Origin of the sequence: Guyparkeria halopsychrophila (assembly GCF_044582135.1) — a bacterium.
GTDB lineage: Bacteria > Pseudomonadota > Gammaproteobacteria > Halothiobacillales > Halothiobacillaceae > Guyparkeria.
In genome coordinates this window covers 83,941-110,692 of the sequence record NZ_JBDODP010000004.1, presented here as the reverse complement: position 1 = coordinate 110,692, position 26,752 = coordinate 83,941, and the positions used below count along the sequence as shown (strand labels likewise).

Below are 26,752 nucleotides of genomic sequence, written 5' to 3'. Positions count from 1 at the left end.
CTCCGTGGTCACGCGGCTGTGCCCCGCCGGCCTTCACCGAAGGGGGCCATTGCGTTGAGGGTAGCAGCGTTACTCGGACAACAGGCGGGCAAAGGCGGCGGGCGGCAGGGGCGGGCTGAAGAGATAGCCTTGATAGCTGTCACAGTCATTGGCACTGAGGAAGGCCAGTTGCGCCTCGGTCTCGACCCCCTCGGCGATCACCGACAGGCGCAGGGCATGGCCCATGGCGAGGATGGCCGCGGCGATCTCGCGGTCATCATTATTTTCGGCCAGATCATCGACGAAGCGCTTGTCGATCTTGAGCACATCGATCGGGAACTGCCGCAGGTAGGCCAGCGAGGAATACCCGGTGCCGAAGTCGTCGATGGCCAGATGCAGCCCCAGTCCGCGCAGGGCACGCAGCACCCGGACGGACCGCTCGTGCTGATGCATCAGCGAGCTTTCGGTCAGCTCGAGCTCGAGCTGATCGGGCGGATAACCGGTCTCCTCGAGCACGGTCCGGACCCGCTCGACCAGCGACTCGTCATGCAGTTGGCGGGCGGAGAGATTCACCGCCAGCCTGGGTACCGGCAATCCGGCGTCGCGCCACTCGCGCCCCTGGCGGCACGTCTCGCGCAGGACCCACTCGCCCAGGGCCACGATGATCCCGGTCTGCTCGGCCACCCGAATGAAGGCATCGGGCGGCACCAGACCCCGGTCGCCGTCACGCCAACGCACCAGCGCCTCGGCACCGATGATTTGGCCGCTGGCGACGTCGACCTGGGGCTGGTAGTACAACTCGAATTCGCCCGCCTCGATTGCGCGACGCAGCCGCGTTTCCATCTCGACGCGCTGGCGAGCACTGGCCGTCAGACTGTCATCGAAGAACCGGACACTGCCGCGGCCTTCGGCCTTGGCGCGATAGACCGCCGCACCGGCCTGTTGCAGCAATGCCTCGGGGCTACTGCCGAACTCCGGATAACAGGTGATGCCGACACTCGCACCGAGCCGCACCTCGGTGCCGTTGTCCAGTCGCCACGGTCGGCTGAGCGCCGCGATGATCATCTCGGCCAGGCTCGCGAGTTCGGTTCGGTTGACGTTTTCCGCCAGCACCGCGAACTCGTCGCCGCCCAGGCGCGCCAGGCAGCGTCCCTCGAGCAGCGACTCGAGGCGTTCGGCCGCCTGACGCAACAGGGTGTCACCCATGTGGTGGCCATAGCTGTCGTTGACGCCACGAAAGTGATCGAGATCAATCAGCAACAGCGCCAGCGCGTCTACGTCGGCCGAGGCCACCCGCTCGCGCAGATGCGACAGCAGCGACGCCCGGTTGGGCAGGTCGGTGAGCGCATCATGGCGGGCGAGGAAATCCAGCCTTGCCTCGCTGGCCCGCAGCCGCGACATGTCCGTGAACAGGTGCACCACGTGATCACCCTCACCAGTCCGCCCGACTATCCGGCTGATGGCGCGCAACTCGGGGAAGATCTCACCGTTCTTGCGGCGGCTGGTCAACTCGCCCTGCCAGTGTCCACACACTGCCACCTCCTCGCGAATCGCCCGCCAGGGGCTCGCCGCGGGGTCGGCATCCAGCAGGGTCACCGGTCGGCCCAACACCTCGTCCTCGGTGTAACCGGTCAATGCCTGGAACGCCCGATTGACCATCACGATCCGCTCGCTGACATCGGTGATGATCACGCCCTCGATCGTGTTTTCCAGCACCGTGGCCGCCTCGCGCTGGCGACGATCGCCCTCGCGCTGCTCGGTGATGTCGGTGACCACGCCCTCGAGTCGATCCACGTTCCCGTTGTCATCACGGAACACCCGGGTGAGGTCGCCCACCCAACGCGGGCTGCCGTCGGCATGCAGGATGCGATATTCCTGGCGGTAGGCCATCGCCCCGGCGCCCAGTCGCTCCTCGACCTCGATCTTCACGCGTTCAAGATCGTCTGGGTGGATGATGTCCGCGAAACGGCGCTCGCCACTCAGGAACTCCTCGGGCGTGTAGCCCCAGCGGGCGACATTGCCGGAGACGAAGTCGACCGGCCAACCGGGGGCCGGTTGCCAACGAAACAGCACAACCGGACTGGCCTCGATCACTTCGTAGGCCGTTTCCAGCGCGCGGCGGGTTTCGGTGAGATGCCGGCCATGGCTCGCCGAGACCCGTCGCAGGCGGAATGCCACAACCAGGGCCGCCAGCATCAGCAGCCCTCCGATCGAGACCAGCCAGCCCACCCAACCGGGTACGAACTCCCGCGGACGTTCTCCCAGCCAACGCTCGATGATGTCGAAATAGACCGAGTCATGATCGTCCTGCCACTGGGTGAGATGGCGATCGATCGCGTCCAGCAGCTCGGGGTTGCGCCCCTCCCCGGTCGCAAAGAACAGCCGGGACGGTTCCATGACCACCGGTGTGCGTTCGAGGCCAAAGTCGGTGTGATACCGACTGCCGAACAGGTGATTGACGACGGCCACGTCGGTCCGCCCGGCAGATACGGTCTCGAAGGCGGCGTGAAAATTCTCAACCAGCACCGGCTCGTAGTCGATGCCGAACTCGTCGAGCAGGGCGGCGATCCGCTCCCGCTGGGTCGAGCCTTCCAGAAAAACAATGCGCCGTCCGGCCAGGTCGAAGATCGAATTCACCTCCAGATCTGGCCGGCGGTAGACCTGCCACCAGCTGCGCAGGGCAGGCACGGTGTGAAAGTCGAGTCGAGCCTCGTGTCGATCGCTTATCGCCACGTCGGGCATCAGGTCGATCTCTCCCCGCGCGGTTTGTTCCAGGCAGTCGGCCCAGGCGCACTCCTGAAACGACAGGCGCCAGCCTTCCTCCGCCGCAATCAGCTCGATCAATTCGACGAAGATGCCCGATGCATGCCCCTCGGCATCACGGAACACCTGGGGGTCATTCTCGTAGAGTCCGACCGTCACCTCGCGTGCCTGCACGGTGGCGGCCAGCAAGAGCAGCGACGACAGCAGCATCAGCCTGAGCATGGCAGCCTCGAAAACACGGAAAAACAATTGGTTACACCCATGCTTAGAGCATGGCAGGTTCAGGGCAACTTATCCTGACCTGCGGGGCCGGAACGGACCAGGACCGAGTTGAAATCAAGAAGCGGAGGCATGAAAAAGGGCCAACCATTGCTGGCTGGCCCTTTTGGCAGGTTTGGTGGAGGTGGCGGGAGTCGAACCCGCGTCCGCAAGCCCTACGCTCTCGGTACTACATGCTTGTCCTGTCTATTGCTTTAACCGAGTACTACCCGACAGGCAGGGAAGATACTCGGCGAGTCCGGCTAGAGTTTTAGTGGATCCACGGCGGACACGCTTCACCACGAGCTTGTGAGAGTCGACGCCTGGTTTCCGGACGCACAAGCACGGCTCCGGCCAGACGGCACCCTACCGGGTTTTAAGCGGCTAGTGCGTAGTTGTCGTCGTTGGCAACTATAGTTTTGCAGTTGTTTTACGAGGAGACTACACCTCGGCATGCACCTTGAGTTTCGCGACCCACGTCGAAGCCGTATCACCCCCGGTTATCTACAAGTGTTGGGACGAACACTGCGGTTTTCAAGCCCCGGGGCAATGCCCGAGTGTCCCGGATAATGCTTTGCCCCTTAAGCAGGTAGGATTGGACCGGTCTGGCCAACAAAGGTTCCGTCGCCCGGAAGGCTCGGCGCTGGCCTCGCTCCGGGCTTGACGATCCATCCCAAAGAGGCAGCGCAAAGCCTATCATGCCACGCGGATTGCGGCATACCACCGCGGGCAATTACCCCCTTAGCTGTCCGTGTCACAAGGGTTCTACCCCGGCTGTAGCTCCGGACAGGGTAAGAAAAGCGGGCACGGCCGGATGTCTTCGCTTTGCCGAACGGTTTACCGACTCAGTCCGAGGGCACGTAGGGAGCTCATCGGGGCGTGCGGCTGATGGGCTCATCGCTTGCGGGAATCAACCAGCGCGGCACCCAGGAGAGGTAGGCCGCCATGCCGAACAATTCGACCAGCGACTGGAACACGATCACGACGACAGCGGCCTGCCACACCTCGGGCAGTGCCAGCGCAATCGGCAGGACCACGAACGAATTGCGGGTACCGAAACTGAACGTCAATGTCCTCGCACTGGGTGCATCGAGACGAAACAGGCGCCCCATGATCTTGCCGAGAAACGCGGCCACCACCAGGTAACCGACGAATATCAACAGCACCTGCCACAACACGTCGAGCAGGCCCGCCACGGAATTCACCTGCGATGCGGCGATGACGAACACGACCACGGCCAGCAGTGGGACCGGCAGCGCCCCCATTCCCCGGACCAGCGACTGCACGCGGGGTTGGTTCTCGGCGACCCGCTCGGTCAGCCAGGCAAGGAACAGAGGCGTCAGGATCAGACCCACGAAGGCCACCAGCAGGTGGGTGCTGAGGGCGGCTTCGAGCCACTCCTGACCGAGAAAAAACCAGAGATACAGTGGCAGCGTGACCAGTTGCGCGAACAGGAGCAACGGCGCGGCCGCGATGGCGCGGCCAGCATCGCCCTTGCCCAGGTGGGCAAAACTGATGAACCAGTCGGTGCAGGGCACAAGCAAAACCAACAGCACCCCGACCATGATCGCCGGGGCCAGCGGCAGCCAGGCGACCAACACGGCCAGCAACAGGGGGATCACCACAAAATTCCCGACCAGAAGCGCCGAAAGAAAGCGCCAGTCGCGCATCCCCTCCCGGACATGCGTTAACGGCACTTGGGTGAACGTGACGTACAGCAATATACCAAGCAGAGGCCATAGCAGGCGGTCGAGCGCCGCCGTGAGGTCCGGCCGAACCAAGCCGACCCCCACCCCCGCGAGGATGAAGGCCAGGTAGATCCAGGACTGATGACGCTCCAGGCCTTCACGCATGCACATATCTCCTCCGGAGCTCGCGGGTGAATTCCCTCGCCGGATCACCGCGCAGGTTTTCCGCCAGGCCCACCAAGCCATCGATCACCACGGAACAGTCGATACCGATCACGACGTGCTTGTCCATGGCGCCCTCCTGATCATTCCCACTCCTTGTTGGCGATCGAAGAAATGCGCCGACGCCCCCGTCAAGCTCACTCACCTAGCCCCCAAGGCCGATTGGGCACATTCGGCACAGCGCCTCTGGCGGACAAAACACTGCCAAATCCGCATCAGGCTTCCAGATAAGAGGCCTGGCAGCGGTTGTCTGAAACGGGGCGCCTAGTCCTTGAGCCACTCGACAACCTGTGCCCGAGCGGGCATCGAGCCGCTGTGCACCAGCGTGCCGTCGATAACCACGCCGGGCGTGGACATCACACCCATCGACATGATCTCGGCGATGTCCTCGACCTTCTGCACGTCGACCGAAACGCCTTCACTCTCGGCCACGTCGTTGAGCAGCTCAACCGTGCTTTTGCATTTCGCGCAATCGGTGCCGAGCACCTGAACTTTCTTCATCTCTTTGTCTCCTTATCCCGGAAATTTCATGAATCCGGCTTAGCAGAAGCGCTGGGTTGGCTTGTCTGCGGGGGTGCCGCAACAGCCGCTGTCGCCATCTGACGAACCGCATGACCCGCGCGAGTCGTGCGTCATTCGTTGCATGCAGTTCTCGAGCGGCTCACCGGCCATCACGGCATCGATGACCTGGTTGGCCCGCGACTGCGTTTCCTCGACCACTTGCCGGGATGCGGCCACCACTTCCTGCAGTTGGTTGTCGGAAACGACACGCTCGGTCAGGCGGGTGAGCATTTCCTGGGTTTTCGAGGGGCAGCGCACCGCGATCGCCGCGCCCAGCGAGACCATTTCCAGAATGGCGGGATTGAGTGACGGGGATTCGCTCATGGGACATGCCTCCTGGGTACGATGATTAGGTAAGCAGGTTGAATGACCAGCCGACCAGCACGAAGGCGACCGCGAGGACGCCCGCGAACAACGCCAGGCCCGGCCAGCGGATGACCTTGCGCAGGATGAGTAGTTCCGGCAGCGAGAGCGCCGCGACGCTCATCATGAAGGCCAACGTGGTGCCGACGGCGGCCCCCTTGCCCAGCATCGCCTCGGCCACGGGAATGATGCCGGTGGCATTGGCATACAGGGGAATGCCGATCAGCACCGCACCGGGAACGGCCCACCAGTTGCCTTGCTCACCCAGGTAGGTGGTGACCCAGTCGCCCGGCACGAAACCATGGAAAGCCGCTCCGACGGCAATGCCGATCACGACCCATTTCCAGATCCGGCCGACGATCTCCTTGACTTCGGCAATGGCAAAGCGATTGCGTCCCCGCCAGCTCTTGTCGACCGGCGCGGGCTGGCTCTCACCCATCTGGATTTTCCAGACGTAGTCCTCGACCCAACGCTCGGGACGGAAGGCCTGCATGACGATCCCACCGACCCAGGCGACCACCACCCCGGCGGCGACGTACATCAGCGCCATCTCCCAGCCCAGAATGCCGGCCAGCAGCACCACCGCGATCTCGTTGATCATGGGACTGGCGATCAGGAACGAGAACGTCACGCCCAGCGGCACCCCCGCCTCGACGAAACCGATGAACAGGGGCACGGACGAGCAGGAGCAAAAGGGCGTCACGCCACCGAGGGTGATCGCCAGCGTGCGTGCCAGCCAGGGCGGCTTTCCCCGGACGTATGCCCGGACCCGCTCGGGGCTCATGAGTGCCCGCAACAGCCCCATGACGTAGATCACGACCACCAACAGAAAGAAGATCAGCGTCGTGTCCATGACGAAGAAATGCAGCGCCGATCCCCAAGCGCTGTCCTCGCTCAGACCAAGCGTTTGGTAGACGATCAACGAGGCGAACCAATCAAACATGCCTGCCCTCTCCCGTGATCACTGGCCGAATCGACACCGGCGCCGTCATGAACCCGAGCCGCACATCGGTGCCGGCCGTCCGCCCATAGCCTTCAAGCGCTGCTCATCCTCGACGAACGCGGGATCGCCTTTCACCGCCTGATGCGTGTGGTCGATCACCGCCTGGCACCACTCGGGCAACTCATCGGCCAATCGGTAGTGAACCCATTGTGCTTTGCGCTCACCCACGATCACCCCGCCCTCGCGCAGGCGGCGGAGGTGTCGGGAAATCTTCGGCTGTGCCACGTCGATGGCCTCCTGGATTTCACACACGCACAAGGAACGGTGGGTGGCGAGCAACATCAAGGCGCGCAACCGAATCGGATCGGAGAGAAGTTGGTGGAATGCTTCGGCTTTCATGCGGACCTCACTGGATATGGCACAAATCTTATATGCGCCGCTCCGAATGTCAATGCCCGTCGGATCGGCTCGGCCCCACATGAGCCAAAGATTGCGGAGAGCGTGGAGATATCGAGGCCCAATCGCGCGATCGCCTTGCCGCCTCGGCATCCCCGTGGAAGGGCACCGTGCACCGATCTCGCTACCCATTAGGCGCAGCTGAGCATTTGCTGAGGACGGTCTCTGAGGCTCAGAATCAAAAAGGCCTCGTCCCGCTCGGCCGAAGGCCCGTTAAAACGGGCTTTCTGACCAACCGAAAGACGAGGCCTTTCTGCTGCCGAACCGGACGCAGTCGCGCACATCCCGTGTGCAATTGCTATGCAGATCGATTAATTCCAGGGGAAAATAAAGGATAGCGCCTGCTATCCGTATCGCCTGAAATCAAAAACTTGTGGTGCCGGAGATAGGAGTCGAACCTACGACCTTGGCATTACGAATGCCCTGCTCTACCAACTGAGCTACTCCGGCGCGGGGACCGGGCATTTTTGTCGTTTTGCCCTGGCTTGTCAATTCGCCGCAGGCGCCGCTTTTTCGAGCTCGCCAATCAGGCGATTGCGGGCGGTATACAGCCGTTTCTCGAGCGCCGGGCGGCGTGTTTCCCAGTCGTGCCACATGGACTCGAATTGCGCATGTTGCCAGGCCGACAGCCGGATGACGTCATCACGCACACCGGCAAAGGTCTGGCTCAAGGGCCTGGCCTGCTTGCCCGGGCGGGCCAGCGGTGCGGGCAGCGCGTCGGCCAGCAGCCAGCCGGCGTAGTCGGCCAGGTGCGCACGGAAGACCGCCAGATCATGCAGGTCGCCCAGCCAGTCCTGGATGGCCTTGAGGTCGGCGAGCGTGGGCTCGACCACGGTAAAGGGCTCGTGCATGGGTTCAAGCAGGTAGCGCAGGTGCTTGACCTGGATGCGGGCCGCGTGGAACCCCGATTGGCCGGACGAGAGATCCTGCTCGATGTGTTCGGTCATCGTGGTGACCTGGTTCGCGAACCAGCGGCCAAACGGCACGGTGCCTTTGCGTCCCCGCGGCTTGAGGCCAGGCTTGACGTCGAACGCCAGATCGCCGTCGGCCGGGCAATGTTCATCGGCGAGACGACCTATCCGTGCTGCAACATCGGCACACTCGGCATCTTGGGTGACCCGGTCGAGCAATTCGAGCATCACCTCGTGATCGCGCCTCGGACTGCTCGCTCGGGCCAGCGCCTTGAGCCGCCGCCGCGTGGATTTGCGCGTTCGAACCACATCACGGGACAACCGCAACCAGACCCGCAGGCGCCGCAACTCGACCCGCAAATCGTGCAGGGCCTCGGGGTCCTCGTCGGCCGCCTTGCGGTAATGCGCCCAGGCACGACGGAAAACGGCCTGCTGGGCGCGAATGAGCACAGCTGCAACTTCGCCGGCCGGCTGGGTGAGAAAATCGGCGTCCAGTTGCCGAGCGTGTTTCTTCGCCTGCGCCATATAATCTCCTCCCGGGGTCAGCCACGGAACTTCAACGCCCTGACTGTTGTCTTCCAGAAGCGGTCCAACACCGCCGACCTTGGAGCTCCTTCCACTTGGGAAGGTCCGCGCGAGTCAGGTGCCACTCTGGTCGGGCGAGTGGTTCGTGATCTAGGCACGTCGTCGCCGGCGTGCGGTGGCCATGTCGACACGACACCACCCGGAGCACGGGCGACTTGCCGGGCCCCGCAGGGCGCCTTGAGGTGGGGCATCTGCTGCCTCGGCGCCCTTGGAAAGGAAATCACCGTTGTGCGGCCGACGACCGCCTTGCACCGGCCCAACTCATGACACGCAGAGCGGCAGCAGATTCGCGCAGCCCTTACCCTACCGGCTATCATGTCCTACCGGTCGCCATCCATCAAAGACTTGCCGCCATGTCACGTTCCTTATTACATCCCAAACACGGTCTGCTGCCCTCCGCCGCGCTGTCTGGAATCGTCCTGCTCGGGATTCTGAGTCCGGCCTCCGCCCAGACCGAGACGCCCGACTGGTCGGCATGCGCCAAGATCGATACCGACACGGAACGGCTTGCCTGCTTTGATCGATTGGCCTCGAGCGGACCGGCAGCCCTCGAGGACGACGCCGCAACGGAAGAGGAGTGGAGGCAGCCCACCGGCGAGACCAACGAGGACCCGTTCGCCGAAGCGCAAGCGGAACAAGAGGCGGCCACCCCGCCAGTGAAGAAGTCCGAGCCGGTGGCCCTGAAGCGTCGGCTCGCGTCGGAACAGTCGGGCGAGCGCAATCCCTTCGTCATGCGCGGCTACAAACCCAACTACCTCATGCCGGCGACCTACACGCCCACCGATCTGTCACGATCGGTCTATGACTTCGAGCCCCAGCATGCCGAGACCAAGTTCCAGCTGTCCTTCCAGTTCGATTGGTTCGAGGATCCGTTCGGCCCCAACACGGCGCTTTATTTCGCCTACAGCCAACTCTCGCTCTGGCAGACCTACAACACCGCGTTTCTCGGCGCCGAGGGTGACGCGTCCTCCCCCTTCCGCGAGACCAACTACGAGCCCGAGGCCGGCCTGACGCTGGACATGGATTACTCGCTGGCCGGCCTGACCTTCAAGCGCGCCCGCTTCTCGCTGATTCACACCTCCAACGGCCAAGGCGGCGAGCGCTCGCGCAGCTGGAACCGTCTCGCCGCGAGCACCGCCTTCGGCCGCGGCAATTTCGCCGGGCGCCTCCGCGGCTGGTATCGCCTGCCCGAGGCCGACGAGAACGAAAACCCGGACATCACCGACTACATGGGTTACGGCGATCTGATGCTGGCCTACAAGTGGAACGAGCAGACCATCGCCGCCACCCTGCGTAATAACCTCGATTTCAACGAGAACAAGGGCGCGATCCAGGTGGACTACACCTTCCCGCTGTCGAAACGCGTCAAGGGCTACGTGCAGTACTTCAATGGCTACGGGGAAAGCCTGATCGACTACAATCGCTCGATCAGCCGTATCGGGGTGGGCATCGCCCTGACCGACTGGCTCTGATCCATTCGCCACCACCCGCGTCCCCATGATTTCCACCGCCCTGCGTTTTGGCGCCGAAACCGCCATCAATCGACTGATTCAGCGCGACGCGAACGCCCGCGCCCGCCTGGCCGACCTGGCGGGTGTGGTGATCACGTTCATGATCGACCACCCGCGCCTGACCCTGACCGTCACGCCGACCAGCAACGGGCTTATGTGGCGTGCGACCGACGACCTGCCGCCTGATGCCCGCATTCACACCAGCGGCGCGGCGTTGTTGGCCGCGCTGCAGCACGAGCACGCCTCGGATTCGCTGTTCACCGGTGATCTCACGATCGAGGGCGACGAACAGGCGGCCACCCGCTTTCTGCGTGCCCTGAGCGAACTCGACATCGACTGGGCCGACTGGCTGGCCGAGAAAGTCGGTGTCTCGGCCGCCGGCGTGGTCGAGCAGGCCGCGCGCAAGGCACGGCAGACCGGGGCCGAATGGCGAGAAACCCGTCGCATCGAGCAGCATGACTTCCTGGTGCACGAGGCCCGGGTGATTGCCGATGACTTCGACCTACCGGACTTTCTGGACGGGGTGGACGAGGCGCGCTCGGCGGTCGAACGGCTCGAACGCCGCATCGAGCGTCTCGAGGCAGCCACCCCCGGCAACGCGCCCCAGGATGCGGCCCAGAACACTGCCAAGGAGACCTGATGCGACCACGACTGCTCTGGAGACTGGTGGTCATCCAGTTCGTGCTGCTGCGCCACGGCCTCGACGAGATCGTGCTGGCGCTCAAGATCTTCCGCCCGATCCGCTTTCTCAAGTTCGTCTCGCCCTGGTATTGGCTGTCCAACAATCGCCAGCGCACGCGTGGCGAACGGCTGGTCGCGGCCCTGGAAGACCTCGGGCCGATCTTCGTCAAGTTCGGCCAGATGCTCTCCACCCGCCGCGACCTGCTGCCCCCGGACCTGGCCGAGGCGCTCTCCGCACTGCAGGATCGTGTGCGCCCCTTCCCCGCCGAACTTGCCCGTCAGCGCATCGAGGCGGCACTGGGTGACTCGGTCACCGAGCATTTCGCCCGCTTCGAGGCCGAGCCACTGGCCTCGGCGTCCATCGCCCAGGTACACGCCGCCACGCTCGACGACGGCCAGGAGGTGATCGTCAAGATCACGCGCCCGGGCATCCATCGGCGTATCCGCAGTGACCTCGAGATCCTCTACACCGTCGCCCGGCTGGCCGAGCGCTACTGGTCGGAAGGCCCGCGCCTGCACCCGGTGGACGTGGTCACCGAGTTCGACAAGACCCTGATGAACGAGCTCGACATGCAGCGCGAGGCGGCCAACGCCGCCGAACTCAAGCGCCAGTTCGATGGCTCGCTGATGCTGTACGTCCCGGCGGTCTACTGGGACTGGTGTCGCACCGACGTGCTGGTCCAGGAACGCGTCCACGGCATTCCGATCGCGCGCATGGACCTGTTGCGCGCGGCGAACGTCAACATGAAGCGGCTGGCCGAGCGCGGCGTCGAGGTGTTCTTCACCCAGGTGTTCGAGCACAACTTCTTCCACGCCGACATGCACCCGGGCAACATCTTCGTCGACGTGACCGACCCCGATCAGCCGCGCTATATGGCGGTGGATTTCGGCATCGTCGGCTCGCTGATGCCCGAGGATCAGCGCTATCTCGCCGAGAACTTCCACGCGTTTTTCAACCGCGATTACCGCCGCGTCGCCGAGCTGCACGTCGAATCCGGCTGGGTGCCGCGCACCACGCGGGTCGAGGAATTCGAGGCGGCCATCCGCACGGTCTGCGAGCCGATCTTCCAAAAGCCGCTGCGCGAGATCTCGTTCGGCCACTTCCTGCTGCGATTGTTCCAGGTTGCGCGCCAGTTCGACATGGAGGTCCAGCCGCAACTGGTGCTGCTGCAAAAGACCCTGCTGGTGATCGAGGGACTGGGCCGCGAGCTCTACCCCGACCTCGACCTCTGGCAGACCGCCAAGCCGTTCATCGAGCGCTGGATGCGCGAGCGCATGGGGCCGAAAGCCTTTCTCCGCCGGCTGCGCGACGAGGCGCCATACCTGAACCAGCACCTCTCCGAGCTGCCACGCCTGTCGATCCAGGCGATGCAGCAGGTTCACCGCCAGTCGGATCTCCTGGAAGGGCAACGGCGGGAACTGGCGTCACTGCGCGACGATGCCCGGCGTGACCGCGCCCGCAACCGCCTGACACTGATCGGCGCCCTGCTGCTGGTCGTGTTTCTCGCCACCCAGGGCCGTGGCCTTGAACAGGACGGACTCGCCGGCCTGTCATGGCTCGGCTGGACGGAACTGGTTGCCGCCGCGGGCCTGCTGTACGCCGGCCTGCGGCGCTGACCAACCGAAGAGTCGCTACAAACAAGCCCGCTATAGCGTGCTGACCAGCGAGGCCACCCACCAGGCCGCGCCGGCGGCAATGCCCGCCGCCAGCAGGAAGGCAATCGGGCCGGCGAACCGGGGGTTCGCATTGAGCACGCGAACCGTCACCGGCACGCGCATCCAGCCGGTGATCATGGCCCGCAGCAGATCCTGTCGCTTGATCACGACGTGAACGAATACCGCGACCACATGCAGGGCAATCAAGCCCAACAGCACGTAGAAGCTCTGCTTGTGCACCGCCGTCAGCCAGTCGGCCATGGCCGAACTCACCCACCCGTGGAACGGCCCCTCGTTGAAGGCATCGTCGTGGGCGAACAGCCCCGTGCCCACCTGCAGGGACAACAGCCCCAACAGGGCAATCACCGAGAGCGCACCCAGTGGGTTGTGGCCCAGACGCAATCCGTCGCGATCGCCGTGTCGCAGGTAATGCCACAACCGCCGCGGCCCGAGCACGAACTGTGTAAACCGCGCGGTGTCGCTGCCCCAGATGCCCCACAGCAGCCGGAAGACCACCAGCCCACCGACCGTCACGCCGAGATACATGTGCCACGAGGTAGCGGTCGAACACCGCACCGGTCAGGTACTGGGCGATGATCAATACCACCAGCGCCCAATGAAAAAGCCGGATGGGCAGATCCCAGACCCGCACGCGGCGAACGGATGGCTCGTCTTTGCCTGGCATGGGTGTCTCCTCGGAAGTTGGAGCTGAAAGAAGTCAGAAGTGGGGAAAATGGTAGCGGGCTATCCGTCCCGATTCCCCGTCTTTCGACGTCGAGGCATCCCCTGCCTCTGTCCCTGTTTTCAACGGGCGTATCGCGGCTAAAGCCGCTCCTACACGGTCGGCTGCAAGCGCCCAAACAAAAAACCCCGCGACCAGGACGGTCACGGGGTCTCGAGTTCGGCAGTGGCCGGCGGGTCAGTCCTTGCCCATCAACTGCTCGAGGATCGCCGGGTTCTCCAGGGTGGAGGTATCGCCTTCCGGCAGTTCGCCCTTGGCGATGCCGCGCAGCAGGCGGCGCATGATCTTGCCCGAGCGGGTCTTGGGCAGGTTGTCGCCAAAGCGAACGGTCTCGGGCTTGGCGATCGGTCCGATCTGCTCGGCGACCCAGTCGCGCAGGGTCTTGACCATGGCCTCGGCGGCCTCGCCCTGCGGCCGGTCGCCCTTGACCACGACGAAGGCGACGATCGACTCGCCCTTCACGTCGTGCGGACGACCCACGACGGCGGCCTCGGCCACCTCCGGGTGCGCGACCAGCGCCGACTCGACTTCCATGGTGCCCAGGCGGTGACCGGAGACGTTGATGACGTCATCGATGCGGCCCATGATCCAGATGTAGCCATCCTGGTCACGACGCGCGGAGTCCCCCGCCAGGTAGTAGCCCGGCAGGCTGTCCGGGAAGTAGGTGCGCTGGAAGCGCTCGTCGTCGCCCCAAATGGTGCGCAGCATCGACGGCCAGGGCTTCTTGATCACCAGGTTGCCGCCGCTCTCGGTGGGCACCGAATCGCCGTTATCGTCGACCACATCGACAATGATCCCCGGCAGCGGCAGGGTGCAGGACCCCGGCACCAGGTCGATCGCCCCCGGGACCGGCGCGATCATGTGTGCACCGGTCTCGGTCTGCCACCAGGTATCGGTGATCGGGCAACGGCCACCGCCGATGACCTCGTGATACCAGACCCAGGCCTCGGGGTTGATCGGCTCGCCCACCGTGCCCAGCAGGCGCAGGCTGGAGAGATCGTACTGGTTCGGCACCTCGTCGCCGAGCTTCATCAGCGCGCGGATCGCGGTCGGCGCGGTGTAGAACACGCTCACCTTGTGACGCTGAACCATGTCCCAGAAACGACCGCCGTCCGGGTAGGTCGGCACGCCTTCGAAGATCACCTGGGTCACGCCCAGGGCCAGCGGGCCGTAGGTGACGTAGGTGTGGCCGGTGATCCAGCCGACGTCCGCCGTGCACCAGTAAACGTCGTCATCGTTGAGATCGAACACCCAGGAACTGGTCATCGCCGCGTTGACGAGATAGCCGCCCGAGGAATGCACGATGCCCTTGGGCTTGCCGGTCGAACCGGAGGTGTAGAGGATGAACAGCGGGTGCTCGGCCTCGACCATGACCGGCTCGCACTCGGCCGGCTGGCCCTCGATGGCCTCGGCCCAGGTCAACTCCTTCGCGCTGGAGGCACCCGTGGCCACGCCACCAATGTGCTCGAGCATGATGACGCTCTCGACCGACGGACAGCCATGATCGAGGGCCTTGTCGACCTGCCCCTTGAGGTTGACCTTCTTGCCGCCGCGCATGTTGCCGTCGGCGGTGATCACCATTTTCGCCTCGGTGTCGTTGATCCGATCGCGCAGCGCCTCGGCGGAGAAACCACCGAAGACCACCGAGTGGATCGCCCCGATGCGCGCGCAGGCCAGCATGGCCACGCTCGCATCGGGAATCATCGGCAGGTAGATGACGACGCGATCGCCGCGTCCGATGCCCTGCGCCTTGAGCGCATTGGCGAATCGAGCGACACGATCGTGCAGTTCCTGGTAGGAAATGTGGGTGACGGTGCCGTCGTCCGACTCGCCGATGATGGCGGTCTTGTCGGCCTTGGCCGGCAGATGACGGTCGATGCAGTTGGCCGAGACGTTGAGCCGCCCGTCGGCAAACCACTTGAAGAACGGCGCGTTCGAATCGTCCAGCGTCTGGGTGAACGGCGTGTCCCAGGTGACGAACTCGCGCGCGAGTCGCGCCCAGAAGCCCTCGAAATCGCGTTCGGCCTCGGCAACCAGCGCGTCGAAGGCCGCCCGCGACCCGATTCTCGCCCGGTCCGAAAATTCCGGCGCCGGCGAGAAGACACGGTTCTCGCTCAGAGTGGACTCGAGGTTATCCATATAGACTCCATCGGTAATCGTGTATCGGTAGTCAGGGCGCCTGCACGCAGCAAACGCCGCCCCGGCTCAAGACCCGGGCAATCGCACCGCGCAAGATTAGCAAAATTCCCCGCGTGGCTGGGAAACAACCTTCCGCACCATCGACTGACTTAGCAACAACATCCGGAACAAATCCGCAAAAACAGCCGCTAACCGATTGGTGGAAAAGGAATTGCGACAAGCGGATTTCACTTATGCACAGAAGCTGTGGATAACCTAGTGGAAAACGCGCCGACAACTACCCCGGACAAAGCCCGATCAGGCAGTTGCACTGATTGCGCATTTTTTGGCCAACACGATCGACCCATTCCGCGACAGGCGCTAACCTATTGTTTTTGAGCGGACTTGACCTCCACCAGACCAACTGGCCGACTATCGGCGCCACAGGGCTTGGCACCAGCGCACCCGCTGTGGTAAGTCGGCATAAAAGCCGGCCTGATTGTGGATAAAAACGTGGACAACCGGTCTGAAAAGTGGGGAATCCCCGCCGATCCGTTGGCAGATCAAGCGTTTCGCTGCCACGGTTCCGATTCCACAGCGTCATACTATTGGCCGACTCAGGGAACTTTGCACGAATCCGACAACACCCTGCTCGCCTTGAGCCGGGAATCTGCGGCGTCGCGTGACCCGTCCATGGACCTCGTCCTTCGGGCCGGTGACTACCGGCCTGCCGATTCGGTTTCATCCTTGGAAAGCGAACGACTCTTCCGCGGCGGACGAGCGCCTAGCACCGGCCCGGCTCAAGACGCGCAGGGTGTTATCGAATTCTAGATGCCCACCACAAATGCACCGAGGGCCAGCCCGATGCAGGACGACGAATTGATCACGGCCTTCATCGAGGCCCTGTGGCTGGAGGAAAACCTGGCCGACAACAGCCGCGCGGCCTATCGACGCGACCTGGAACTGACTGCGCGCCGACTATCGGGGGCCGCCGCACTGGACGAAACCCGGGCCCTGGCCGATGCCGACGGCAATGCCCTCAACCGCCTTCTCGGCGAGCGGCTGGCCGAGGGCGCGGCCCCGCGCTCCGTAGGCCGCATGCGTTCCGCCCTGCGCCGCTTCTACGCTTGGGCCAATCGCGAGGGCCTGATCCGGCCCAACCCGGCGACTGACCTGCCCGCACCGCGCCGGCCGCGCGCCCTGCCGGTCGATCTCAGCGAGGCCGACGTCGAGGCCCTGCTCAATGCGCCGGACACGAGCTCGCCGCTGGGCCTGCGCGACCGGGCCATGCTCGAGACGCTCTATGCCACCGGCCTGCGGGTTTCAGAGCTGGTCAATCTCACGCTTAACGAGATCCACCTCGTCCGCGGCCTGGCGCGCATCACGGGCAAGGGCGGTCGCGAACGCCTGGTACCGATCGGCGACGAGGCGATCGACTGGCTACACCGTTACCTCAACGAGGCCCGACCGGCCATGCTGGGCGAGCGGCAGGCCGCCGCGGTGTTCGTCACCAATCGCGCCACCCCCCTGACACGCCAGGCCTTCTGGTACCGGCTCAAGCACCATGCCCGCCACGCCGGGATGGCGCGCCTGCCCTCGCCCCACACCCTGCGACACGCCTTTGCCACGCACCTGCTCAATCACGGGGCCGACCTGCGCGCCCTGCAGATGCTGCTGGGACATGCCGATCTGTCGACCACCCAGATCTACACCCACGTCGCCACCGCTCGCCTGCAGGCCCTGCACGCCGAGCACCACCCACGCGGCTGACGCCATTTCAGCGGCGGTGGGGCACCAATCAGTCCTTATGAGAGACGCCTTGCCAAATCGCCCGCGGCACTCCACAAATCAACGTTCGAATTCTCCCGGCGACTCACTAATGACACAATGGAACCCTGACGACACTCGACACTCCAAGTCGAGCCTCCGGCTCAGCAATCCGGACATGACCATACAAACCCAGGTTGATTACACGATGCGAAACACCCGTTTTCCGCTTGCCACCCGTTGCGGCCTGACCGCCCTGCCACTGGCTTTTGCCCTGGCCTTGCCGACCACCGCGGTTCTGGCCGACAGCAAGGAAGCGATCACCGCCAGCATCCAGAAGCACATGCCGGGCGTACCGATCGACTCGATCGAGGAGACACCCGCCAAGGGCATCTACGAACTCACCTCCAACGGCCAGATCGCCTACCTCACGGGCGACGGCAAATACCTGATCGCCGGCGACCTGATCGACGTGGCAAACCAGCAGAACCTGACGCAGGCCAAACAGCAGTCACAACGCCTGGTATACCTCAAGGACGTTTCGGCGGAGCGCAAGCTCGTTTATCCCGCCGACGGCGACACCAGGCACGCGATCACCATCCTGACCGACCCGACCTGCCCGTTCTGCGACAAGCTCCACAAGGAACTGCCGAAACTGCGTGAGGCCGGCGTCGAGGTGACCTACATCCTCACGCCGCGGCAGGGACCGGGCTCGAAGGGCTTCGAGGTCTCCTCGAAGGTCGCGTGCGCGGATGACCCGAAAGAGGCGCTCGAACGCGCCATGAAGGGCGACTCGGTCGACGCCGAGGCCTGCCACAACGACATGATCAAAGAGAACCTGGCGCTCTCCAATCGCCTCGGCATGAGCGGCACCCCGTACACCATCCTGCCCAACGGGGCGGCCATGCCCGGCTATCGTCCGGCAAACATCATGCTGCAAGCAATCGAGCAAAGCGGGCGTTAACCGATCCCCACGCTCGACGACGGCAAGCCCCGCGACCAGGCATTGGCGCGGGGCTTTTTTATGACGCCACTGAACCCAAAGCGGACGTCAAACCATTGACCCTCGATCGGCGCGGTTGGCGTCGCTTGCCGAAAAACAACTATCTACCCGCACTTTAACCCTAGGCACGGTTCTGGCTAGAACTACCTCCGCGCGCACCGCCGTGGACGAAAAGTCACACGCCTCGCTAAAGTCGGGCGCCGGTCGACCGATAGAACCAACAAGACGAGCGAGAGCCCCTCACCGCCGCGTCACTTCATTGACCCGCGCGCTGGTGTTTGCCGGAGTGACGGCAGGGCGACTCAAGCCACCATTAGGAGCATTGCCACCACCATGACGATCAAGGCCAAACTCATCCTTCTCGTGGTCCTCGCCGGCGCAGCTACCGTCGGCACCAGCCTTTTCGGTATCTATGCCGAACTCAAGGGGCATGAACTCGCCGAGAAGAACCACGATTTGCGCATCATGCCGATCGACTACGTCGGCACGTCGGTGCAGTTGCTCAATCAGATAACCACGCAGTCGCTGCTGGCCCTGCAACACGATCCGCAGGGGAGCACCGCCGCGATGCACGCCCACGGCATCGACCAGCACATGGATATCATCCGCGAGAACCTCGCGGCATTGAAGGAAGTCAACGCCAAGATCGCCGCCATCGAGCACCGCCAGACCGTATCCAACGAGGCGCAGCAGGCACTGTTCGCCACCCAGGACGAACTGGTCAACGTCGCCTTCCTGCCGCTGATCGAAAAGCTCGAGGAAGGTAACTACATCGGCGCCCAGGCCCTGCTGATCCTCACCCTCACCGAGGTATTGCCGCGCTTCGAGCAGGCCGCGAGCGAGTACGAGGGCATCCTGCGTGGCAACATGGAAGAAGAGCTTGCACGCACCAGCGAGCGGGTCGAGCAGGACGTGATGATCTCGATCGGTATCACCGTGATCAACGTGCTGATCATCATCGTTATCGCCGCCTGGATCATCCATGGCGTCACCCGTGGCCTGAAGGCGGCCGACCGCTTTGCCACCAACTTCGCCGAGGGCAACCTCAACGAGCCGGTGCAACTCGACAGCCGCGACGAGATCGCTGACATCATCACGCACATGAACACCGCGCGAGAGTCGTTGCGTGACACCCTCAAGCGCATCGGCGAGGCCTCCGAGCAACTTGCCTCAGCCGCCGAAGAGACCTCGGCCGTCTCCGAGCAGACCGATCGCGGCGTCGCACGGCAGATGCAGGAAATCGAGCAGGTCGCCGCGGCCATGAACGAAATGACCGCGACCGTCGAGGACGTGGCCCGCAATGCCTCGGACGCCTCCCGAAGCGCCCAGACCGCCAACGACTCGGCCAAGCATGGCCAGACCATCCTCGGCAATGCCGTCAACGCCGTGGGCATCCTCTCCGACGAGATCCGCCAGTCCTCGGACACCATCGATTCGCTCAAGGCCGAGTCCGAAGAAATCGGCAAGGTGCTGGACGTAATCGGCGCGATTGCCGACCAGACCAACCTGCTGGCGCTCAACGCCGCCATCGAGGCGGCCCGTGCCGGCGAACACGGTCGCGGTTTCGCCGTGGTCGCCGAGGAAGTTCGCGCGCTGGCCTCGCGCACCCAGGGCTCCACCGAGGAGATCCACGGCATGGTCGAGCGGCTGCAATCACGTTCCAACGCCGCCGTGTCCGCCATGCAGCGCGCCCACAACCAGGTGGGTCACAGCACCCAGGCGATGTCGGAAACCGAGGCGGCCCTGGGCGAGATCGCCCAGGGGGTCAACGGCATCAACGACCTGAACTTCCAGATCGCCAGTGCCGCCGAGCAGCAGAGCGCCGTGGCCGAGGAGGTCAACCGCAACGTCCAGACCATCTCGCAGATCAGCGAGGAGTCGGCACAGGGCGCCACCCAGACCAAGACGGCCTCGGCCGAACTCGCCCGGTTGGCCGAGGAACTGCAGGCCCGACTCGCGCGCTTCAAGCTCTAAGCACAGCCAGCGCCAAGGCCGAAATGCAGCGACCCGCCTCACGGCGGGTCTTTTTATGCTGCCTGGGAATCAAGCGGGGCACTGCCAAGCGGGCACTGCCAAGCCTGGCCACGGCTGTTCCACGCGTGCAGGCGCGAGGAACAGCGGCTAGGCTGGATGCCCCGACCACAAACTCAACGACGATCCATCGCATGCAATCCAACGCTCGACCCAATCGCACCTCCGTTGTCCTGATCGGCTATGGCGATATCGCGCAGCGACTCGCCAATCGACTGGCGGATCATGATCTCGTCGCCATTGCTCGGCATCAGATAGAACGCCCCGAGGGGCGCCTTGGCAAATGGGCCACCTGCCCGATCGACCTGGACGACGAGACTGCCATCCCGCTTGAGGCCACGCCGGAAAACGCGACCTGGGTCTACCTCGCCCCGCCACCCCGCGAGGGGCAGGCCGATTCGCGTCTCGCGAGCTGGCTGGCCGGGGCGACGCAACCGCCCGCGGGCCTGGTCTATATCAGCACCACCGGCGTCTACGGCGATCACGGCGGCGATTGGGTGGATGAGGCGACACCACCGGCCCCCGCGCATGACCGGGGTCGGCGTCGACTGGATGCCGAAACCCGGTGCCAACAGTACGCGCGAGATCTCCACATCCCCACCTGTACGCTGCGCGTGACCGGCATCTACGCCTGCGATCGGCTGCCCGTGGAAAAGGTCCGCCAGGGCACGCCCGTGCCTGCCGGCCGCGAGGCACCGTGGTCCAACCGCATCCACGCCGAGGATCTCGCCGACATCCTGCGTCTGCTGGTCGATCGAATCGAGACAGGCCAGCCCGTTACCGGCACCTTCAATGTCTCCGACAATCACCCCACCCCGGTGAACGTCACCTACCGCCAGATCGCCGCGCACTTCGACCTGCCACAACCCCCGGAGGCCCCGCTGGCGACCATCCTCGAGCAGGCCAGCCCCATGGCCCGCGAATTCCTGAGCGAATCCCGCCGTGTCGACGCCAGCGCCATTCAGCGCGGGCTGGGCTGGCAGCCGCGCTATCCCACACTGGCTGCAGCGCTGGCGGATTGCCCACGCGACTGAGGGTGTGGGCGGGTCACGGGACACTTGAGCAGCCTTCTACCGCAATAGGCGCCCCGCAAAGCCACGGACTATTCGCCCGATCGGTTAATCAGGACTCGCGCGTCTCGCGCGATTCGCTTGCAAGGCAAGCTCCCACGGTGAAATCGCCACCTGTGCCCTTGTGGGAGCAGGCCTCGCCCGCGAAGGCCGTACCAGCGGCCGTCCCCGACTTCGACTTCCCCAGCCCACGGCATCGTCCTGGAACACAGGCGCTGACTCGGGCTTCCCCCCACGACCGATCGACTAACCGAAAAGCCCATCGCTCCATCGACAAATCACGGCGACGGGAGCCACCCACGTCCAATAGCCGTGCTTCTTTCGTTGCCATCCACATTGCGGCGACAGCAACGAAAAAAGGCGCCCGAAGGCGCCTCTGTCGTTCCGATCAATCTCAGGATTGATTAGAACTTGTGGACAACACCAACCGAGAAGGCGTTGTTATCGTTGCCCAGATCGGCGGTATCGACTGCCGCGGACTCACCGTGACCCGTCTTGTAACCAACCGCGTAGCTGCGGATAGCGCTCTCGTTCGACATGGCGGCGTAGGCGACGTAGACCTTGGTCTGCTTGCTCAGCTTGTAGTCGTAGCCGATCGCCCAGAGGTTCGCGCCGGAATCGGCGACGCTATCAACTTCGCTGGCGGTGAAGTAGTGCGCCTTGACGGTGCTCTTGCCGAACGAGTAGGCGGCACCTGCGCCCCACATGTCCATTTCGCCACCGTAAACGTTGGCACCCTGCGCATTTGCCTGCGACTCGGTCATGTAGTTGACGTTCTCGACGCCCTGGTAAAGGCCCATCACCTTGAAGCCGCCCATCTTGTACTGAGCCGCGACGCGGTAGGCATTCTGCGAGTCTTCTTCGCCAGCGACTGCCGAGCGATTGTGCTGCTCGTAGCCGGCGATGATGCCGAAGCCGCCCATTTCGTAAGAGGCGTTCGCGCTGATCGCATCAGAGTTATTGTTGATGTCCGCTTCGGTATCGGAAACGTAGGCAACCGTCGCCTGGAAGCCACCAACGTCCGGGGTGATGTAGGCGACGGTGTTGTTGTAGCGCTGATCCCAGTTGTTATCCGAGCCACCAACCGAACGGCCGCGCAGGATGGAACGCGCGTCACCAATCGTATCGCCGAACAGGTCGTACTTGCCGCGCACATCCTTGAATGGGGTGTCGTGGCGACCAAAGATGGCGGTACCCCAGTTGCCGTTAAAGCCGACAAAGGTGTTACGCGGGTTCTCGCCGATACCCTCGCCACTGCCACCCCAGTCAACCTGGGTTTCCCACTGATAGATCAGTGACAGGTTGTCGGAGACCGCTTCCTTGCCCTTGATACCGATACGCGAGGAGTTGGATGCCAGGCTGTAATCGGCATTCTCAGCCACGTCACCGCCCCAAAAATCGTAGGACGCGTGGATCTTGCCGTACAGCGTGGTGTCGGCGATGGCAGATGCCGGCGCGGCGACGGCCGCTGCAACGGCCAGTGCGATGATGTTCTTTTTCATCTGTGGAACTCCCGAAATCACATGAATATTGGCAAAGGTCCAGACGGACTGGCCGTCAGACGCAAGGCATCGTGAAAGCGAGGAGTTACAGGATCATTACCCTGCCATGAAGCGGCAGGAACGCTGTTGCTCGAACGCAACAAAAGAAAGGACGGGTGCACCGCGGTGACCCGTCTCGACTTGGCCTCGAAACCAACAAAAAAGGCGCCCGAAGGCGCCTCTGTGATTCCGATCAATCTCAGGATTGATTAGAACTTGTGAACAACACCTACGGAGAAGGCGTTGCTGTCTTCGCCGGTGAACGCAGCACGCTCGCCGTGGCCAGTGCCCTTGGCCAGCTCGTAAGAGCCGTTCTCAGACGTCATGGAGCCGTAAGCCGCGTAGACATTAGTCTGCTTGCTCATCTTGTAGTCGTAACCGACGGCCCACAGGTCTGCAGCGCTATCGCGGCTGAAATCGCCAATATCGGCGTCGTCAGCTACGTAGTACTGGCCCTTGATGGTGCTCTTGCCGAAGCTGTACGCAGCGCCCATGCCGTAAAAATCGACATCGTTACCGTCGTCGAAACCGAAGTCACTGATCGACTGCCACAGGCCGACGACCTTGAAGCCACCCATCTTGTAGCCAGCGCCAATGCGGTAAGCGCTTTCGTCGTCGGTCAAACCTACCGTGGTGGTTTGGGCGTTGTGGATTTCGTAGGCCGCATCGATCATGAAGCCACCCATCTCGTAACCGGCACGAGCACTGAACGCATCAAATTCGTTGTTGATGCTACCCACGGGGGTACCATTTTTGGTGTCCGGGCTGCCATTGGTCGACGTGTTGCTTGCCGCATCGCCCGACCAGTTCGAGATGTAGGCGATCGTGGCGTCGAAGCCGCCCATGTTCGGGGTCATGTAGGCCACGACGTTGTTCATACGCTCGTCGAAACCGACGCTCTGGCTGTTTGCACCGCCACGCAGGATGGCGCGGGAGTCGCCAACGGTGTCACCGAACAGGTCGTACTTGCGGCTGACCCGCTTCATCGGGGTGTCGTGACGACCAGCGATGACGGTACCCCAGCCACCGGTGAAGCCGACGAAGGTGTTACGCACTTTGTCGCCGATGCCGTCACCGTTGCCACCGAAGTCGATACCGGTTTCCCACTGGTAGATCAGGGCCAGGTTGTCGGAAATCGCTTCCTTGCCCTTGACGCCGATGCGCGACGAGTTGGAGGCCAGGCTGTAGTCGCTGTTTTCAGCGGTATCACCGCCCCAAACGTCGTAAGACGCGTGGATCTTGCCGTACAGGGTGGTGTCGGCGATAGCGGCTGCCGGAGCGGCAACTGCAGCGGCAACTGCCATTGCAATGATGTTCTTTTTCATCGGTTCCATCTCCAATGTGGTTGTGAGATTCACTAGTTTCCCTGACTAGGGTTCCCCTTCAGGGATGAGGTCATCCTAGCCAACGTCTTCGGCACCACAACCTTAACCCGGGCTTTTCTTTCAAAATGACTACCCGACTGTGACATTTTTGCAACACCGCGGCGCAACAAAAACGCCAGCGCGCCACGGTGGCGCCGATGGCCGCTGGTCGGGAAGGGCCACCAGCCTGTTCGCATATTTACAACGATCGGCTCATGAGAGGGCCGGCAACCCACACCGAATTGGGGGAAACTCGACACGACCCACCCACACGAAGCGGCGAGTTGCCCCCTCCGCACGGGATGTGACACGCCCCGCTCCCAAGCGGCTCAGGCAGGTTGGCGCGCCTGTTTGAGCACGTCGAACCCGCCCTGGTCGGCGTGGTAGGACGATCGCACCATCGGTCCGGCGGCAACATGCGTAAAGCCCAGCGCCTCGGCCTGGCGGCCCAGCTCGGCGAAATGCTCGGGGGAGACGAAGCGCTTGACCGGCAGGTGGTGCACGGACGGCTGTAGATACTGACCGAGGGTGAGCATGTCGACGCCGTGGTCGCGCATGTCCTGCAACTCGCTGAGCAACTGCTCGTCGGTCTCGCCCAAGCCGAGCATCAGGCCGGACTTGGTCGGCACGTCGGGGCAACGGCGCTTCATCTCGGCGAGCAGATCGAGCGAGCCCTGGTAGCTCGCGCCGGGTCGAGCGGCGCGGTAGAGCTCGGGCACGGTCTCGAGGTTGTGGTTGAACACGTCGGGCGGCTCGGCGGCCAGAATGTCGATGGCCTTTTCCACCCGGCCGCGGAAATCGGGGGTGAGTATCTCGACGATCAACTCGGGGTTGGCCTCGCGCAACGCACGGATCACATCGGCGAAGTGTTGCGCGCCGCCGTCGCGCAGGTCGTCGCGGTCGACCGAGGTGATCACCACGTACTTCAGACCCATGGCCCGGACGGTCTCGGCCAGGCGTGCGGGTTCCTCGGGGTCGACCGGGCGCGGCTTGCCGTGGGCCACATCGCAGAACGGGCAGCGCCGGGTGCAGATGTCGCCGAGGATCATGAAGGTGGCGGTACCGTTGTCGAAGCACTCGCCCAGGTTGGGGCAGTTGGCCTCTTCGCAGACGGTGTTGAGGCCCTGCTCCTTGACCACGCGCTTGAGGCGCTGGACCTCCGCCCCGCCCTGTGGCCGGGCGCGAATCCAGCTGGGCTTGCGCATCGGGACCGACGGCTCGATCTTGACCGGAATACGCGAGACCTTCTCGGAGGAGCGCATCGCGCGGGTCGGGCCGTCGGGGCGGGCGGTGGCGTTGTCCGGGGATTGGCTCATGTAATGCGTTTCCCTTGATGGAGGAAGCAGTTCTGGGATTGGACCGGGTTGTGCTTGACCGTCAGCCGCAGGTAGTCACTGCAATCGTCGATGGCTTCCCGCCTGCGCGGGGATGACGGAACCCCATATCCTCGCGAATGACTCGCGGGCTCGATGCCGTTCATCCACAGTCGTGATGGTTTCGCGCCTGAAGGCGCTCCTACGGCGCGATCGGGCCGGGGGCTCACCGGGTCAGGTTGTCGACCAGTTCGTGGGCGATGGCCGGCAGGTCACACTCGTGCGTCGCGCCCCCGCCAAGCACCCGTTGCACGTCGGTGACGGCGAGACCCTGGTAACCACAGGGGTTGATCCGGGCAAACGGCGTCAGGTCCATGTCGATATTGAACGACAGCCCATGATAACAGCGCCCTTGGCGGATTTTCAGACCCAGTGCGGCGATCTTGGCGCCCTCGACATAGACGCCGGGGGCATCCGAACGGCGCTCTCCCGACACACCACGTTCGCTCAGCCAGTCAATCACCGCCTGCTCGAGACGATGCACCCAATCGCGGGGGCCCAACCCCGCGCGTTTGAGGTCGACCAGGGTGTAGAGCATCAACTGACCGGGGCCGTGGTAGGTCACCTGCCCGCCGCGATCGCTGGGCACCACCGGGATGAAACCGGGCGACAACAGGTGCTCGGGCTTGCCCGCCAGCCCCTGGGTGAACACCGGCGGGTGGGTCAGCGCCCAGAAGGCATCGGGGGTCTCGGGGGTGCGCCGCGCCGTGTAGCGCCGCATGGCGGCCCAGGTGGCGCGGTAGTCGCGCCCCTCACCCAGCCAGTGGAGGTTGTTGTGTTGCGGCATGGCGTTTTATGGCGATGGGGGCGATGGGGGCGATGGGCGCTTATCGAAGGATGCACGGGATTCCCGCTTTCGCGGAATGACACGATTGGTCGGGGCGTCTGGAGCACGGAATGAACGGGGGAGATCAGGGACTCAGGGCACTGAGGGAGCGGGCCCTGGCCGCGAATCGCGCCACCAGGCGCGAGCCCCGGTTGGCCGTGTGCCACGCTGCCGTCAGGACAGCCGCCGAGGCGGCTTTCGCGGGCGAGGCCCGCTCCCACGGCGTGGCAATGCCTGCCCTTATGCTCTGACCTCTTCTTGATTCGCGGCTAAAGACGCCCCTACCAGCCTCTTCAAGGCACTCCCTTTCTTAGATTCGCGGCTAAAGCCGACCCTGCAG

The 26,752-nt window shown here is 63.9% G+C and carries 21 protein-coding genes, 1 tRNA gene and 1 other RNA gene; 7 read left to right on the top strand and 16 right to left on the bottom strand.

What is annotated here, in order from left to right; translation table 11 throughout:
• Positions 1 to 69: 69 nt before the first annotated feature.
• The 10 genes from ABGV18_RS03245 to ABGV18_RS03200 all read right to left on the bottom strand — a co-directional run bounded on the left by ABGV18_RS03245 (position 70) and on the right by ABGV18_RS03200 (position 8,669).
• Positions 70 to 2,964 carry an EAL domain-containing protein gene (locus ABGV18_RS03245; RefSeq protein WP_396584795.1) on the bottom strand — a complete coding sequence of 965 codons (2,895 nt, stop codon included), beginning with the start codon at positions 2,962 to 2,964 and terminating at the stop codon, positions 70 to 72.
• 173 nt (positions 2,965 to 3,137) lie between these two features.
• Positions 3,138 to 3,498, bottom strand: a transfer-messenger RNA (tmRNA) gene (gene ssrA, locus ABGV18_RS03240).
• A gap of 371 nt (positions 3,499 to 3,869) precedes the next feature.
• Positions 3,870 to 4,853: an arsenic resistance protein gene (locus ABGV18_RS03235; protein ID WP_396584794.1), complete on the bottom strand. Its 984-nt coding sequence runs from the start codon at positions 4,851 to 4,853 to the stop codon at positions 3,870 to 3,872.
• Positions 4,846 to 4,980: a hypothetical protein gene (locus tag ABGV18_RS03230; RefSeq protein ID WP_396584793.1), complete on the bottom strand. Its 135-nt coding sequence runs from the start codon at positions 4,978 to 4,980 to the stop codon at positions 4,846 to 4,848. The genes ABGV18_RS03235 and ABGV18_RS03230 overlap by 8 nt, the downstream gene beginning before the upstream one ends.
• Positions 4,981 to 5,174: 194 nt before the next feature.
• Positions 5,175 to 5,411, bottom strand: coding sequence for an MTH895/ArsE family thioredoxin-like protein (locus ABGV18_RS03225; RefSeq protein WP_396584792.1), 237 nt, complete (start codon positions 5,409 to 5,411; stop codon positions 5,175 to 5,177).
• 39 nt (positions 5,412 to 5,450) lie between these two features.
• Positions 5,451 to 5,795 (bottom strand): hypothetical protein, encoded by a 345-nt coding sequence (locus ABGV18_RS03220; RefSeq protein WP_396584791.1) that lies wholly within the window; start codon positions 5,793 to 5,795, stop codon positions 5,451 to 5,453.
• A gap of 25 nt (positions 5,796 to 5,820) precedes the next feature.
• Positions 5,821 to 6,777: a permease gene (locus ABGV18_RS03215; protein WP_396584790.1), complete on the bottom strand. Its 957-nt coding sequence runs from the start codon at positions 6,775 to 6,777 to the stop codon at positions 5,821 to 5,823.
• 45 nt (positions 6,778 to 6,822) lie between these two features.
• Positions 6,823 to 7,176, bottom strand: coding sequence for a metalloregulator ArsR/SmtB family transcription factor (locus tag ABGV18_RS03210; protein ID WP_396584789.1), 354 nt, complete (start codon positions 7,174 to 7,176; stop codon positions 6,823 to 6,825).
• A gap of 431 nt (positions 7,177 to 7,607) precedes the next feature.
• Positions 7,608 to 7,683: transfer RNA gene (locus tag ABGV18_RS03205), tRNA-Thr, on the bottom strand.
• 38 nt (positions 7,684 to 7,721) lie between these two features.
• A complete protein-coding gene (locus ABGV18_RS03200; RefSeq protein WP_396584788.1) occupies positions 7,722 to 8,669 on the bottom strand; it encodes a CHAD domain-containing protein in 948 nt (315 codons plus the stop codon).
• 413 nt (positions 8,670 to 9,082) lie between these two features.
• On the opposite strand from ABGV18_RS03200, the gene ABGV18_RS03195 reads away from it, so the two are divergent.
• The 3 genes from ABGV18_RS03195 to ubiB are packed head-to-tail and all read left to right on the top strand — an operon-like array spanning position 9,083 to position 12,538.
• A complete protein-coding gene (locus ABGV18_RS03195) occupies positions 9,083 to 10,201 on the top strand; it encodes a phospholipase A (RefSeq protein ID WP_396584787.1) in 1,119 nt (372 codons plus the stop codon).
• Positions 10,202 to 10,226: 25 nt separating this feature from the next.
• The gene (locus ABGV18_RS03190) at positions 10,227 to 10,880 is read left to right on the top strand and encodes a ubiquinone biosynthesis accessory factor UbiJ (RefSeq protein ID WP_396581849.1); all 654 of its coding nucleotides are present in this window, start codon (positions 10,227 to 10,229) and stop codon (positions 10,878 to 10,880) included.
• The gene (gene ubiB / locus ABGV18_RS03185) at positions 10,880 to 12,538 is read left to right on the top strand and encodes a ubiquinone biosynthesis regulatory protein kinase UbiB (RefSeq protein ID WP_396581850.1); all 1,659 of its coding nucleotides are present in this window, start codon (positions 10,880 to 10,882) and stop codon (positions 12,536 to 12,538) included. The genes ABGV18_RS03190 and ubiB overlap by 1 nt, the downstream gene beginning before the upstream one ends.
• 30 nt (positions 12,539 to 12,568) lie before the next feature.
• Here the strand turns inward: ubiB and ABGV18_RS03180 are convergent, their stop codons facing one another.
• Both ABGV18_RS03180 and acs read right to left on the bottom strand, forming a co-directional pair.
• Positions 12,569 to 13,123, bottom strand: a complete 555-nt coding sequence (locus ABGV18_RS03180; RefSeq protein WP_396584786.1) for a cytochrome b/b6 domain-containing protein — start codon at positions 13,121 to 13,123, stop codon at positions 12,569 to 12,571.
• Positions 13,124 to 13,496: 373 nt separating this feature from the next.
• Entirely contained in the window at positions 13,497 to 15,458 is a 1,962-nt protein-coding gene (gene acs / locus ABGV18_RS03175) for an acetate--CoA ligase (RefSeq protein WP_396581851.1), read from the bottom strand.
• A gap of 843 nt (positions 15,459 to 16,301) precedes the next feature.
• On the opposite strand from acs, the gene xerD reads away from it, so the two are divergent.
• The 4 genes from xerD (at position 16,302) to ABGV18_RS03155 (ending at position 21,272) form a co-directional block, all read left to right on the top strand.
• Complete coding sequence (gene xerD / locus ABGV18_RS03170) at positions 16,302 to 17,207, top strand: site-specific tyrosine recombinase XerD (RefSeq protein ID WP_396584785.1); 906 nt, start codon at positions 16,302 to 16,304, stop codon at positions 17,205 to 17,207.
• Between the two features lie 175 nt (positions 17,208 to 17,382).
• A complete protein-coding gene (locus tag ABGV18_RS03165) occupies positions 17,383 to 18,168 on the top strand; it encodes a disulfide isomerase DsbC N-terminal domain-containing protein (protein WP_396584784.1) in 786 nt (261 codons plus the stop codon).
• A gap of 372 nt (positions 18,169 to 18,540) precedes the next feature.
• Positions 18,541 to 20,181 carry a methyl-accepting chemotaxis protein gene (locus ABGV18_RS03160; protein WP_396581854.1) on the top strand — a complete coding sequence of 547 codons (1,641 nt, stop codon included), beginning with the start codon at positions 18,541 to 18,543 and terminating at the stop codon, positions 20,179 to 20,181.
• Between the two features lie 191 nt (positions 20,182 to 20,372).
• On the top strand, positions 20,373 to 21,272 hold the full coding sequence (locus ABGV18_RS03155) for an NAD-dependent epimerase/dehydratase family protein (protein WP_396584783.1): 900 nt from the start codon (positions 20,373 to 20,375) through the stop codon (positions 21,270 to 21,272).
• Positions 21,273 to 21,712: 440 nt separating this feature from the next.
• On the opposite strand, the gene ABGV18_RS03150 is transcribed toward ABGV18_RS03155, so the two are convergent.
• The 4 genes from ABGV18_RS03150 to lipB all read right to left on the bottom strand — a co-directional run bounded on the left by ABGV18_RS03150 (position 21,713) and on the right by lipB (position 26,373).
• Positions 21,713 to 22,810 (bottom strand): porin, encoded by a 1,098-nt coding sequence (locus ABGV18_RS03150; RefSeq protein WP_396584782.1) that lies wholly within the window; start codon positions 22,808 to 22,810, stop codon positions 21,713 to 21,715.
• Positions 22,811 to 23,058: 248 nt separating this feature from the next.
• Positions 23,059 to 24,174, bottom strand: a complete 1,116-nt coding sequence (locus ABGV18_RS03145) for a porin (protein ID WP_396584781.1) — start codon at positions 24,172 to 24,174, stop codon at positions 23,059 to 23,061.
• Between the two features lie 368 nt (positions 24,175 to 24,542).
• Positions 24,543 to 25,529, bottom strand: coding sequence for a lipoyl synthase (gene lipA, locus ABGV18_RS03140; RefSeq protein ID WP_396581858.1), 987 nt, complete (start codon positions 25,527 to 25,529; stop codon positions 24,543 to 24,545).
• A gap of 223 nt (positions 25,530 to 25,752) precedes the next feature.
• Positions 25,753 to 26,373, bottom strand: a complete 621-nt coding sequence (lipB, locus tag ABGV18_RS03135; protein ID WP_396581859.1) for a lipoyl(octanoyl) transferase LipB — start codon at positions 26,371 to 26,373, stop codon at positions 25,753 to 25,755.
• Positions 26,374 to 26,752: the final 379 nt, after the last annotated feature.